Raw genomic sequence first — 13,191 nt, 5'->3', positions numbered from 1 at the left:
TGTTGTTTTTTTGACAAAAGATATCTAAATTTAGATAGGAAAAACCTCTGAGATGACTCTCAAAGGTTTAATCATGACTATTTACTATTTTCAACCGCTGCTGTTACAAAAGCAGTGTAGAGTTCTTCTGGGCGGTTTGGACGGCTTGATAGCTCTGGATGGTACTGACAAGCCACAAAGAATTTGTTTTCTGGAATCTCAACAATTTCGACCAAGCGGTTGTCTGGTGAAACGCCTGAAAAGACAAAACCTGCTCCTTCAAACTGTTCACGGAAGGCATTGTTAAACTCATAACGGTGACGGTGACGGCGTTGTACCACCTCTTTGTTATGATAAGCGGCAGCTGCCTTAGAGCCACGTTTTAACTTAGAAGGATAAAGTCCCAAACGAAGGGTACCACCCATGTCCTCAACATCAATCTGATCACGCATGATATCGATGATAGGGTATTTGGTATCAGGATTTAGCTCTGCAGAATTGGCACCTTCAAGACCTAAGACATGACGGGCAAACTCAATACAAGTCAATTGCATTCCCAAGCAGACTCCCAGCATTGGTACATCATTTTCACGCGCATAGCGAATGGCTTCAATCTTACCTTCTGTTCCACGTTGGCCAAAACCACCTGGAACGATGATTCCGTCAGAGTCAGATAGAAGTTCTGCAACATTGTCAGCTGTCACATCGTTAGCATTGACCCAATCAATCTTCACTTCTGCATCATTGGCATAACCAGAGTGTTTCAAAGCCTCTACGACAGAAATGTAGGCATCTTGCAACTCGACATACTTACCAACAAGAGCAATTTTGACTTGTTTTTTTAGATTCATAACCTTATCAACCATAGCTGACCACTCTGTCATATCTGCTGCCGGTGCATCAATCTTCAAATGGTCACAGACGATTTGATCCATGCCTTGTGCTTGCAGATTAAGTGGAATTTGGTAAAGATGATCTACGTCTAAGGACTCAATAACTGCTTCTGGCGCCACATCACAGAACTGGGCTAGTTTGTTTTTAATCCCTTGTCCTGCTGGTTTTTCTGTACGAATGACCAACATATTTGGCTGGATTCCCAAACCACGCAATTCTTTGACAGAGTGTTGAGTTGGTTTGGTTTTCATTTCACCAGCTGCCTTGAGGTAAGGAAGCAAGGTTGTATGGATATACATGACATTTTCTGCTCCGACATCAGACTTCATCTGACGAAGCGCCTCTAAGAATGGAAGGGACTCAATATCGCCGACTGTTCCCCCAACCTCTGTAATAATAACATCAGAGTCAGTCGTTAGGGCAGCACGCTTGATTTTTTCTTTCAAGGCATCTGTAATATGAGGAATGACTTGGACAGTTGCACCGAGGTACTCTCCACGACGTTCCTTACGAAGAACTTCACTGTAGATTTTACCAGTTGTCACGTTTGAGTATTTGTTGAGGTTGATATCGATAAAACGTTCATAGTGACCCAAGTCCAAATCTGTCTCAGCCCCATCATCAGTAACAAAGACTTCCCCGTGCTGGTAAGGACTCATGGTTCCTGGGTCGATATTGATATAAGGGTCAAATTTTTGAATGGTCACCTTCAAACCACGATTTTTCAACAGTCGTCCTAGACTCGCTGCAACGATCCCTTTTCCAATAGACGACACCACACCACCAGTGACAAAAATATATTTCGTAGACATAGATTCCTCTTTCTAAAATGCTCAAGGCCTTGTTCACTAGAGGGGAACTAAGAAAACAAAACCTTCATCGACAACTACAATCCAGTATGATAATTTTCCTGGAAAAACAAAAATAGCTCCCTAGTAACTAGGAAGCTCCGACCTCAAAAAGAGGTGCCCGAACAATATATTACCTCAAAATGAACCATTTGTCAAATAGAACAAATCGTTGACTTGGCGCATTCCAGCTTACAAAACTAATTCAGACTAATACAAAAAAGCTGGACTAGGAAATCGAAACTTGATAGACCGATTCCAGCTCCAACTCCTTTTTATTTTTATTCTTCCTCTTCTTCAGAGTCTTCGTCGTCTTCTTCATTAAGATCGACTTCTTCATCTAGATCATCTGGTGCGATTTCGTTGATTTCAGCATCATAGGCTTCAACTTCATTCTTCTCATCGTCTGGATTTTCATCGTCATAAGAAAGGGCTGGATCTTCTTCGTAAGCATCCTCATCTTCAGGATCATCTGCATCATAATCAATGGCATCTGCATCTCCGTCCATGAAGGCATTAACACGTTTTTTCTTAGGTTTAGGTGCGACCTCTTCATCGTCACTTTCTTCAAGAGCAATGATTTCCTCATCGATTTCGTCCACTCCATACCATGAACGAAGGCCCCATTTATTATCTCCAAGAGAGATAAAGCTTCCGTCAAAGTTCAACTCTGTATAGAACAAAGGCAAAGCTTCACGAATATCGCTGTTAGAGGTACCGAGATAGTTTTGGATTTCATTAACCAAATCACTAAAATGCATCTCATTATCACGACCACGAAGTTCTAAGATGGCACGAGCCACCTCAATCATAGATAGTTCACTTTTTTCTTGCCCAGCAAATACTTCTAATTCCAAAGCGTTTCTCCTCAATTATTACTACTATTGCCAGAGTGGATAAACTCTGATCTCATTTTATCATGTACTCTTTATTGTACGATAATTTTCCTTATTAGTCAAAGGTTTAGAAGAAATAAATGTGAAATATTTCAGCTAATTGAAAGACCTGAGAGATACACTCACAGGTCCAATACTTTATTTGTAGCTTAAAGCTCGTTTAAAGGTTTTCCAAATACCTAAATCATCCGTTTGAAGGACCAGACTAGCATACATCCGTCCGATAAAGATGGTTGCAGTCACCGCAAAAGCAATCGTAATCAAAAGTGAAATCCAAGCTTCCAAACCATTTGCATAGCCATTGATAGCTCTAAAAGGCATAAAGAAGGTCGAAATGAAAGGAATATAAGAACCGATTTTCAAAATCAAATTGTCTCCTGCAGCTCCTAGTGCAGTAACGCCAACAAAACCAGCTATTATTAAAATCATCAACGGAGACAAGGCCTTTCCTGCATCTTCGGGACGAGAAACCATAGAACCTAAGAAGGCTGCCAAGACTACATACATGAAGAGACTGACTAAGATAAATAATAAGGTGTTAAGCGAGAAGGCTTCTCCCAAGTGGTTTAGAAGACCAGACTGGGCCAAGAAAGGCATATCCTTAAAGAATAAGATAGCTCCAAGACCACCAACGACATAAATCCCAATATGACTTAAAATGACTAGGAGCAGGGCAATCATGCGTGCGTAGAAATAATGGCTAGCACGAATGCTTGAGAAGACCACTTCCATGATTTTGGTTCCTTTCTCGCTGGCTACTTCCTGAGCAGTAACACTAGCATAAGTAATCAAAATCATATAAAGGAAGAAGCCCAGTCCAGCCGCTGCAAAGGTTTGAACCAACTTTTTATTTTCCTTGGCTTCATCAATCTGTTCTGTAAATTGAACCGTTTGAGCCAAGCGTTTTTCCTGTTCCTGAGACAAATTTGCTTCTGAACGGTTGAGTTGGGATTGAAGATCATTTAACTTACTCGTTACTGCTAACTTGATGCCACTTTCAAGAGAGGTTTCACCATGATAGACTGCCTTGAGGACACTATCCTCTTGGTCAATAGTCAGATAGCCTTTTATTTTTTCATCCTTGATGGCTTCTTGGGCACTCGCTTCATCCTTATAGTCAAAGTTAAGACCATTGGTCGATTTAAGTTCTTCTGTAACAAGAGGAACAGAACTAACTACTGCTACCTTACTATTTTGAGCCAAGGAAGAACCTTGGAGAACACCAATTCCTCCAGATAAACCTAAAAAGAGGAAAGGCGAAATCACCATAAAGAAGAAACTCCACGACTTGACATGTCGTAAATAGGTTTCTTTGATTACAACCCACATATTTCTCATACTTCCACCCCTGATTCTAGTTTAAAGATTTCATCGATTGTTGGAGCTTGTTGATCAAAAGTCGCGATATATTGACCTTGAGTCAAGATTGGGAAGAGTTCTCTACCTGCACTTTCATCATCTAAAATCAACTTCCAACTACCTTGCTTGGTCAAGCTAACCTGTTTGACATGAGGAAGGCTCTCCAGTTCTTCCTTGCTTCGGTCACTAGAAACAAAAAGTCGTGTTTTCCCGTATTGATTGCGAACCTCTTGAACCGGTCCATGCAAGACCACACGCCCATCACGAATCATGAGGATATCATCACAAAGTTCTTCGACATTGGTCATGACATGGTCAGAAAAGATAATGGTCGCGCCGCGTTCTTTTTCTTTCAAGATAACCCGCTTAAGAAGTTCGGTATTAACTGGATCCAAGCCACTAAAAGGCTCATCTAGGATAATCAAGTCTGGTTCATGAATCAAAGTGATAATCAACTGAATCTTCTGTTGATTTCCTTTTGAGAGACTTTTGATCTTATCCGTCAGTTTCCCCTTGACTTCCAGTTTTTCCATCCATTGAGGGAGTTTTTCTTTGATTTCCTTGGTGTCCATGCCTTTTAGGGTCGCCAAGTAACGAACTTGTTCAAGGACTGTCAATTTAGGCATAAGACTGCGTTCTTCAGGTAGATAACCAATGCGAGCATAGGTCTCCTGACGAATGTCTTGACCATCAAGCTCAATCTCCCCTTGATAGTCTAAAAATTTCAAAATACTGTGAAAAATAGTTGTTTTCCCAGCTCCATTTTTCCCGACTAGTCCCAAAATACGCCCTGGTCGTGCTTGAAAGTCAACACCAAACAAAACTTGCTTAGGCCCAAAACTTTTCTCTAGATTTCTTACTTCGAGCATCATCCACCTCCGAAATTTATTGCACTCATTATACTCCTTTTTGATAGCATTTACAATGATTTATGTACATTTTTAAATCTTGATTTCAAGAAGGATATTTACTGGAAAAGGACTTTATTGCCTCATCACCAAGCATTTTAGTCCTCCAGATTTTAAGTGATAAATTTATTATACTCATTTCTTGATAAATCCGTTGGCTATGTCCTCAAATGTTCATTTTCAGTCCTGAATTGTTACTACTAATCTTCATCATCCTGTCTAGCTTATCGTGCTATTTTATGGTATATTTTTGATAGACTATAGATTATCATAAGCAAGGAATCTGATATGAAAAAAAGACTTAAACTCGAGCCAAACAACAATAACTTAATCATTTGGGAAGCTGAACAACCAAAAGCCATTCTTCAGCTTGTACATGGCATGGTAGAATACGTAGAACGATATGAAGAATTTGCTCTAGCCATGAATAACGAAGGCTTTACTGTTATCGGCCTTGATCATCTCGGCCACGGCTATACTGCTCAAAATCCAAGTCAACTCGGAGTCTTTCCTGAATCTCCCGAAGAACTTATCGATGATATTGAACGAGTAACCTCCTTCATTCAAGCAAGCTATCCAGGACTTCCAATTATCCTTCTAGGTCATTCTATGGGTTCTCTTATGTGTCGCTATTATGTAGCTAAGCGAAAACCACCCATTAATGCCTTGATTATCATGGCAACTGGTCAACAACCTCAATTTCTGACTCAATTCGCTCTCATCCTAACAGAATGCATCCGACTTATAAAAGGGAATAAACACCGCAGTAAACTTCTGACTTATCTATCAACTGATAGTTTTAATCGAAGTATTAAGAATCCTAAAACATCTGTAGATTGGCTCTCGAAAAATGAAGAATCCAACCAAGCTTATCTTAAGGACCCATTCTGTCAATTCATTCCTACTATTCCTATGTACAGATCCATTTTTTACTTCTCTAATCAAGTAGCTAGTAAACAAATGATAGATGAGATTCCAGCCCAACTCCCCATTCTCGTAATTTCGGGACAAGAAGACCCTCTAGGTGAAAATGGTAAAGGTATCGAGAGATTTGTAAAACTCCTAAAAGCTTCACATTCGAAAGTAAACCTTCGTTTAGTTGAAGAGGCTCGTCACGAAATTCTAAACGAGATCAACCGAAATGATACCTATCATTTCATAGCTGATTGGATGACCAAAAATATAGATGGCTAGCCTACTTATAAGAGTATTATTCAAACCTCGTCAGCTTCGCCTTGCCGTACTCAAGTACAGCCTGCAGCTAGCTTCCTAGTTTGCTCTTTGATTTTCATTGAGTATCAATCATCAGGGTAAAAGCTGATGATTTTTTGTACTAAAAAATCCATCCCTTAGGATGGATTTTAGACTGTTAACGCACTTCTGCATTGACTTTTTCTTCGAGAGAAGCTTGAATTTTTTCCATATAGCGTGCGACTTCTTCGTCTGTCAAGCTATCTTCTGGATTTTGGAAGGTTAAGCTATAAGCCATTGACTTCATTCCGATACCCAGTTTTTCACCGGAGAAGACGTCAAAGAGTTTGATGTCTGTCAAACGTTTTACTCCCGCAGCTTGAATAGCATCGATCACCTCTTGGTGAGTCACTTCTGCTTTGAGGAGAAGTGCGATATCACGGCTGACTGCTGGGAATTTAGTAATTTCCACAAAGGCTGCCTCTGGTTGAAGGGCTTCTTCAATAGCTGAAAGGTTAAGCTCAGCTACATAAGTTTCTGGAATATCGTAAGCCTTAGCCGTAACAGGGTGCACTTGACCGAGGAAACCAACTACTTGATCACCAAGTGAGATCAAAGCTGTACGTCCTGGGTGAAGACTCTTAATCTCTTTCGTTGCTGTATAGGTCGCTTCAAGACCCAAGCGATCAAATAGAGCTTCCAGAATTCCCTTAGCATAGAAGAAGTCAACAGGAACTGCTGCTGTTTGGAAGTCTTTTTCAGCTACTAAACCTGTCAATGCAAAAGCAAAGCTGTTGATTTCATTTGGCAAGTCTTCTTTTGGATTACCTGTTTGTTCAAAGACTTTTCCAATCTCATAAAGAGCCAAGTCTTTGTTCTTACGAGCCACGTTGTAGGCAACGGTATCCAAAATACCTGAAACCATATTTTGACGGAGGACAGATCGATCCACAGTCATTGGCCACATGAGCTCTGTCAAATGAGTTGGTTGAATGGTAAACTCAACCGCTTTTTCAGGAGTTGTCAGTGCATAGGTGATGATTTCAGTTAAGCCTGCCCCTTCTGCAATGGTACGAACTTGACGGCGCAATTTTTGTGTCGCTGTTAATTCACCTGCTGTACCATCGTCTTTTGGAAGACTGGTTGGCAAACGGTCATATCCATAGATACGAGCGATTTCTTCAAAGAGGTCTGCTTCGATAGTGATATCCCAACGGCGACGTGGAACGCTAACTGTAAAGGATTCTGCATTTCCAGAAAGGCCAAATCCAAGACGACGGAAGACATCCTCTACATCCGCGTAGGAAAGTTCTGTACCAAGGACACGGTTAACGTCTGCAAGAGTAGATGAAACTTTTACATCAGAAGTGTCCAACTGGCCTGCTGAAACGATACCTTTACGCACTGTCGCACCAGCCAATTCTGCAATCATACTTGCTGCTGCATCAAGGGCTTCATTAACGGTTGCCACATTGATGCCTTTTTCAAAGCGAGAAGATGATTCAGAACGAAGGTTGAGACGACCACTTGTCTTACGGATAGATTTGCCATTGAAGACAGCAGCTTCAAGAACGACACGAGTAGACTTTTCAGAGATTTCTGTAGCTTGTCCGCCCATGACACCTGCAAGGGCAACAGGTTTATCAGCAACAGTAATCACGAGGTCATTTGTTTCCAACTCACGCTCTTCCCCATCCAAGGTCACTAATTTCTCACCAGCACGAGCCTCACGTACATGGATATCAGTTCCTTCAAAGGTATCCAAGTCAAAGGCATGCATAGGCTGACCAAAGTAAAGTAGGATGTAGTTGGTCACGTCGACCACGTTATTAATCGGACGAATACCCTCGTTCATGAGAAGGTTTTGCAACCATTGTGGACTTGGTGCGATGGTCACATTGTCCAAGATACGAGCTGCATAGTAAGGAGCCTTATCAGTATCAATGCTGACAGAAAGAGCATCCGATGCGGCTTTGTCTGTTTCTGTTAAAGTAAATTCTTTGAAGTTGACTGCCTTGTCATAGATAGCGGCTACTTCGTGCGCTACCCCACGCATAGAGAGGGCATCTGCACGGTTTGGAGTGATGGAAAGTTCGATGATTTCATCATCCAAGTCTAGATATGAGAAGACTTCCTCACCTGGAACAGCATCATCTGGCAAGATTTGGATTCCATCTGCAAATTCTTTTGGTACAACTGAGTCAGAAATCCCTAATTCACCAAGTGAGCAGATCATCCCTAGTGACTCTAAGCCACGGATTTTACCTTTTTTAATCTTGTAGTTGTCCGCAATGCGAGCTCCTGGAAGAGCCACCATAACCTTGATACCTGCACGCACATTTGGCGCTCCACAGACGATTTGACGGGCTTCTTCTTCGCCAACGTTAACCTGACAAACATGAAGGTGAGTTTCTGGCACATCTTCGCAAGACAAGACCTCACCGACGACAATTTTTGAGAGACCAGCAGCTGGTGATTCCACACCTTCCACTTCGATCCCTGTAGTTGACATTTTTTCAGCCAACTCTTGTGATGGCACATCAATGTCCACCAATTCTTTTAACCATTTGTATGATACTAACATAATTCTGATTGTAAGGTCCCAGCAAGCGAGACCTTTTCAATTCCTTTCTTTTTCTTCGAGTCAGTCGTTTCTATTTCTAGAGTATGTGAAAACGAGAACGACTGTTTAGGATTGTGTTTCAGGTTTCAATCTTATTTAAACTGTTCTGAAAAGCGGACATCCCCTTGGTAGAATCCACGAATATCGTTGATTCCATAACGGAGCATAGCCACACGTTCTTGTCCAAGACCAAAGGCAAAACCAGAGTAAACAGTTGCATCGATTCCACTCATTTCAAGGACACGTGGGTGAACCATACCGGCACCCATAATCTCGATCCAACCTGTTTTCTTACATACGTTACAGCCATCTCCTCCACACTTGAAGCATGAAACATCCACCTCAACAGATGGCTCAGTGAATGGGAAATACGATGGACGCAAACGAATCTGACGTTCTTCACCAAACATTTTTTGCACAATCAACTGAAGTGTTCCTTGAAGGTCTGCCATAGAGATGTTTTTCCCAACAACCAACCCTTCGATTTGGTGGAATTGGTGACTGTGGGTTGCATCGTCCGTATCACGACGGAATACACGCCCTGGCGAGATCATCTTCAAAGGACCTTTTGAAAAATCATGGGCATCCATAGCACGCGCCTGAACTGGAGACGTGTGAGTACGAAGCAAGATTTCTTCTGTAATATAGAAAGTGTCCTGCATATCACGAGCTGGGTGATCTTTTGGAAGGTTCATACGCTCGAAGTTGTAATAGTCTTTTTCAACTTCAAATCCATCCACGACTTGGTATCCCATTCCGATGAAGATATCTTCGATTTCTTCACTGGTTTGTGTGAGGATGTGACGGTGACCAGTTGCAACTGGGCGACCTGGAAGCGTAACATCGATACTCTCACTTGCTAGTTGAGCTTCCACTTTCTTTTCTTCCAAGAGCTTAGCTGTTTCTTCAAAGGCAGCAGTCAAAACATCACGCGCTTCATTGACGTGTTTTCCGATAATTGGACGCATTTCTGCAGAAACGTCTTTCATCCCTTTAAGGATTTCAGTCAGTGATCCTTTTTTACCTAGGACAGAGACACGTAATTCTTGCATCTCTTTTTCATTTTCAGCAGTGATTTGCTTCAAGCGATCTAGCGTCTCTTCACGAAGCGCTTTTAATTGTTCTTCAATAGTTGACATAATTCCTCCATCAGTCTCTCGTAGATAAAAAGAAAACCACATGCCAAAAACTCCACACTCGGAGCGTTGACACGCGGTACCATCCGTTTTTATCTGACAAGTCAGACCTTTATTTCTGAATCCATAGGCAAGTGAATTCACCCAGCTTTCATATAGAGAGCTTTCAGTCACGGCTCTCCTCCCTGATATACTTCCCCTGAGATACTAGTCTTGCAGATTCCTATTTAATTATTATTCATTTTATCAAATTTTAAGTAATCTTGCAAGATGTTTTGCGACTAATCAACATAGTCTCCACCTTCAAAACCGTAATACTCTTCCAAACTGAGGCCACTTGCTGCAATTTCTTTAGCTTCTTTGCCAACATAGCGAAGATGCCATTCCTCAGCCATATATCCTGTTTCTTTTTCCTTACCTTTAAGATAACGAACGACAAAGCCATAGTCAGCAGCATGGTCCAAGAGCCATTGAGCTGCTTTTTCTTCTGTCACTAAGTCTCCATCTGTGCCGATAAGGTCAAAAGCCAGTCCAGTTTGATGTTCACTGTATCCAGGCCGAGCAGAATAGCGATCCGCCTCCGCCTTCCCGTCTTTATTCACATATTCCTGGTAGAGTTGAGTTTGCGTTTCATAACTTCTAAAACCACTATAGTGGTCGCTGATTGGGAAGCCTGCTTCCTGCATGGCAGCAATCAGCTTCAACAACTCAGCCTTTGCTGTGGGATTTTCCCCGGGATTGTAATCTTTAGACAAGGGATAGTGTTTGTTAGCGATCACAATCTCATCGTACTTACCTTGAATGCTATAATAATCTCCCTTGTTAACCACTTCCGCCTTTTTCTGATTAGCTTCCTGAGATTTACTGCCGACAGTTCCTTCTGGGGCTGTTTTTTCTTCAGTTGAAGTCTGAGCTCCTGAAGTTGCTGACTTTTCTTGTGAGCAAGCTGCCAATGTCAAGGCTAGCAATCCTGATAATACAAGGTATCTTTTTTTCATTGTTTATCCTTTCATCTCTATCATCTGGTCTAAAGTATCAGATAAGGTAGCAATCAAACCTTCTAATTTGCTTCCCTTAACCTGATATTCTTCAGCAACCATTTCTTCCCAAGGAACCCACCAGACTGGTCCACGACCATTAAGACCGTGTTCCTTCATATCACCCTCTCGTCTTGGAAAAATATGCCAGTGAGCATGTGCATCTCCATTTCCTAATAACTCTACATTCATCTTTTCGGCAGAAAAAGCCTTAGAAACAGCTTCCTGAACCATACTCATTTCCTCTAGAAAGCGAAGTTTAACGCTTGGATCTAGTTGGTGTAGTTCTGTGACATGTTCCTTGGCTAGGAATAGAGTGTAGCCTTCAAAATACTGGTGGTCTCCGATGACAACATAGCCTGTTTCCAGTTCTTTTACAAAGTAGGGATTGTCACCAGACTTGATGAGTTCAATTCGTTGACAGATGAGGCACATCCTAGTCCACCAACTCACTCTTAAGATAAGCGTCCACCATACGCTCAGTAGCAAGAACAGAATCGATATGAGTACGCTCATAAGAGTGACTAGACTCAATACCAGCTCCTAGGAGAGCGTGTTTGACTTCTGCTCCAGCTGACATAGCTGCAGAAGCATCCGAACCGTAAAATGGATAGATGTCTAATTTAAACGGAATGTCTTGCTCTTTTGCGAGAGCTACCAAGTGTTGACGGAATTCATAGTGGTAAGGACCAGAAGCATCTTTAACACAGATAGATACTGTGTACTCGTCTGTCTGCTGGTCATCTCCCATTGCTCCCATATCTACTGCTAGGTACTCAACAACTTGACTAGGGATACTTGAGTTAGCACCATGCCCCACTTCTTCAAAGACTGAAAAGGCAAAATGCGTAGTAACGGGAAGTTCAATCTCTTCTTCTTTATAGACTTTGAGGAGATTAAGAAGAAGAGCTGCGCTGACCTTGTCATCCAAATGACGTGATTTGATAAAGCCTGTCTCAGTTACGACAGTTCGTGGGTCAAAGCTGATAAAGTCACCAACCTCAATACCAAGTGCGCGTGTTTCTTTTTCATTGGTCACTTTTTCATCCAAACGCACTTCCATATTGTCCTGCGTGCGTTCAGCAGTTCCAGCGTCCTTGTATACGTGACAAGAAGTTTGGTGGATCAAAATCGTACCTGAAACAGTTTTCCCTGTACTAGCTACATGGACCGTACAGTTTTCGCCTTCAATCATGTTCCAAGGATAGCCACCGATACGATCCATCTTGAGACGACCATCTGGTTTAACAGCGCGAACGATAGCTCCCAAGGTATCCACATGGGCAGTCACATAGCGCTGCTGCTCGTCATTTTTACCTTTAACAGTAACGTTGACACCACCTTTAGCAGTACGGATTGGTTGGTAACCTAGTTTTTCAAGAGTCGCAACCAAATAATCCGTAATCTCACGCGTAAAACCTGTTGGGGACGCGATAGCAGTAAGTTCTTTGATATATTCTACAGTTTGATTCATTTCTTCACCTCTTCCTAATATTATATCACTTTTCCCATCTGAGTATGTGTAAAAAAGAACAACACCTAATACTTTGATTCCAAAAAATGGCTGTGCTATAATGATATTAGATTTATGATGAAAGGAAAAAAGACATGAAGAAATATTTCAAAGCTAGTCTCTGCCTAGTTCTATCTTTGCTTGTCTTGTTGGGATGTTCTAAACAATCAACAACTACTTCCTCTAGCCCTAGCAAGGAGGAAAAAACAACGGTTGAAAACTCAGAAACAAAAGCTGAGGTAAAAACTGCTACCTTTGTCAATGATACTCGTCCTGGCTTTACTTCTACCCTGACTTATAGTGTTGAAGGAGACAAAGTATTGAAACAATCAGGTCATAATATCTATGATCCAGAATCTTACAACAAAACACCAGAAGAACTTAAAGCCTTGGTTGAAGAAACCTACAAAGGCTATAATGGAATCCAGGGTGTTCGTCAGACTATTGAAATTCAAGATGGGAAAGTCGTTCAAGATGCAGAATTTGACTTTACAGTCGCTAATATTGATGAACTCAAAAAAGCCTTCCCTAAAGAATATTCTGGGGTTGGGAAAACGATCAGTTTTGCTGCTTCTAAAAAATTGCTAACTGAACTTGGATTTACTGAAAAAACCGACTAAGATTTATAGAATAAAAGAGGCTGGGACAAAAGTCCTAGCCTCTCAATTGTCTGTGGATTGTCGAGCAAGACGCAGTGGTTGAGTGGGCTCTACTACGCTGATTTCATCAGCTTTTACAGCCCTACTCAACTGTGCGGAGGTGGGACGACGAAATCGAATTCTAACGAATTACCGATTTCTGTCCCAC

The 13,191-nt window shown here is 41.6% G+C and carries 11 protein-coding genes; 2 read left to right on the top strand and 9 right to left on the bottom strand.

Annotation, left to right across the window (positions count from 1 at the left end; genetic code table 11):
• Positions 1-77: 77 nt before the first annotated feature.
• The 4 genes from ACORHT_RS02835 to ACORHT_RS02820 all read right to left on the bottom strand — a co-directional run bounded on the left by ACORHT_RS02835 (position 78) and on the right by ACORHT_RS02820 (position 4,845).
• Positions 78-1,685 carry a CTP synthase gene (locus ACORHT_RS02835; protein WP_434350541.1) on the bottom strand — a complete coding sequence of 536 codons (1,608 nt, stop codon included), beginning with the start codon at positions 1,683-1,685 and terminating at the stop codon, positions 78-80.
• Between the two features lie 317 nt (positions 1,686-2,002).
• Entirely contained in the window at positions 2,003-2,578 is a 576-nt protein-coding gene (gene rpoE / locus ACORHT_RS02830) for a DNA-directed RNA polymerase subunit delta (RefSeq protein ID WP_075229911.1), read from the bottom strand.
• A gap of 177 nt (positions 2,579-2,755) precedes the next feature.
• Positions 2,756-3,955 (bottom strand): ABC transporter permease, encoded by a 1,200-nt coding sequence (locus tag ACORHT_RS02825; protein ID WP_434350540.1) that lies wholly within the window; start codon positions 3,953-3,955, stop codon positions 2,756-2,758.
• Complete coding sequence (locus tag ACORHT_RS02820; protein WP_311523577.1) at positions 3,952-4,845, bottom strand: ABC transporter ATP-binding protein; 894 nt, start codon at positions 4,843-4,845, stop codon at positions 3,952-3,954. The genes ACORHT_RS02825 and ACORHT_RS02820 overlap by 4 nt, the downstream gene beginning before the upstream one ends.
• Positions 4,846-5,172: 327 nt before the next feature.
• On the opposite strand from ACORHT_RS02820, the gene ACORHT_RS02815 reads away from it, so the two are divergent.
• Positions 5,173-6,078: an alpha/beta fold hydrolase gene (locus tag ACORHT_RS02815; protein WP_434350539.1), complete on the top strand. Its 906-nt coding sequence runs from the start codon at positions 5,173-5,175 to the stop codon at positions 6,076-6,078.
• Positions 6,079-6,253: 175 nt separating this feature from the next.
• Here the strand turns inward: ACORHT_RS02815 and pheT are convergent, their stop codons facing one another.
• From pheT to ACORHT_RS02790, 5 genes are all read right to left on the bottom strand, one after another.
• Complete coding sequence (pheT, locus tag ACORHT_RS02810) at positions 6,254-8,659, bottom strand: phenylalanine--tRNA ligase subunit beta (protein WP_434350538.1); 2,406 nt, start codon at positions 8,657-8,659, stop codon at positions 6,254-6,256.
• Positions 8,660-8,790: 131 nt separating this feature from the next.
• On the bottom strand, positions 8,791-9,837 hold the full coding sequence (gene pheS, locus ACORHT_RS02805; RefSeq protein WP_434350537.1) for a phenylalanine--tRNA ligase subunit alpha: 1,047 nt from the start codon (positions 9,835-9,837) through the stop codon (positions 8,791-8,793).
• Positions 9,838-10,115: 278 nt separating this feature from the next.
• On the bottom strand, positions 10,116-10,832 hold the full coding sequence (gene ldcB, locus ACORHT_RS02800) for an LD-carboxypeptidase LdcB/DacB (protein WP_434350536.1): 717 nt from the start codon (positions 10,830-10,832) through the stop codon (positions 10,116-10,118).
• Between the two features lie 3 nt (positions 10,833-10,835).
• Positions 10,836-11,306, bottom strand: a complete 471-nt coding sequence (locus tag ACORHT_RS02795) for an HIT family protein (protein ID WP_434350535.1) — start codon at positions 11,304-11,306, stop codon at positions 10,836-10,838.
• Position 11,307: 1 nt separating this feature from the next.
• On the bottom strand, positions 11,308-12,345 hold the full coding sequence (locus ACORHT_RS02790) for a M42 family metallopeptidase (protein ID WP_434350534.1): 1,038 nt from the start codon (positions 12,343-12,345) through the stop codon (positions 11,308-11,310).
• A gap of 134 nt (positions 12,346-12,479) precedes the next feature.
• Here ACORHT_RS02790 and ACORHT_RS02785 point away from each other — a divergent pair, with 134 nt between their 5' ends.
• Entirely contained in the window at positions 12,480-13,004 is a 525-nt protein-coding gene (locus ACORHT_RS02785; RefSeq protein WP_434350533.1) for a DUF1307 domain-containing protein, read from the top strand.
• The last annotated feature ends 187 nt before the right edge of the window (positions 13,005-13,191 follow it).

The organism is Streptococcus sp. KHUD_014 (assembly GCF_051106275.1).
Classification (GTDB): Bacteria; Bacillota; Bacilli; order Lactobacillales; family Streptococcaceae; genus Streptococcus.
This window is presented reverse-complemented; position numbering and strand designations above follow the sequence as displayed.

Coding starts and splice junctions, on each gene's coding strand:
- ACORHT_RS02825 (WP_434350540.1), bottom strand. CDS start 3,955: ATGAGAAATATGTGGGTTGTAATCAAAGAAACCTATTTACGACATGTC.
- ACORHT_RS02815 (WP_434350539.1), top strand. CDS start 5,173: ATGAAAAAAAGACTTAAACTCGAGCCAAACAACAATAACTTAATCATT.
- ACORHT_RS02795 (WP_434350535.1), bottom strand. CDS start 11,306: ATGTGCCTCATCTGTCAACGAATTGAACTCATCAAGTCTGGTGACAAT.
- ldcB (WP_434350536.1), bottom strand. CDS start 10,832: ATGAAAAAAAGATACCTTGTATTATCAGGATTGCTAGCCTTGACATTG.
- ACORHT_RS02790 (WP_434350534.1), bottom strand. CDS start 12,345: ATGAATCAAACTGTAGAATATATCAAAGAACTTACTGCTATCGCGTCC.
- pheS (WP_434350537.1), bottom strand. CDS start 9,837: ATGTCAACTATTGAAGAACAATTAAAAGCGCTTCGTGAAGAGACGCTA.
- ACORHT_RS02785 (WP_434350533.1), top strand. CDS start 12,480: ATGAAGAAATATTTCAAAGCTAGTCTCTGCCTAGTTCTATCTTTGCTT.
- pheT (WP_434350538.1), bottom strand. CDS start 8,659: ATGTTAGTATCATACAAATGGTTAAAAGAATTGGTGGACATTGATGTG.
- ACORHT_RS02820 (WP_311523577.1), bottom strand. CDS start 4,845: ATGCTCGAAGTAAGAAATCTAGAGAAAAGTTTTGGGCCTAAGCAAGTT.
- ACORHT_RS02835 (WP_434350541.1), bottom strand. CDS start 1,685: ATGTCTACGAAATATATTTTTGTCACTGGTGGTGTGGTGTCGTCTATT.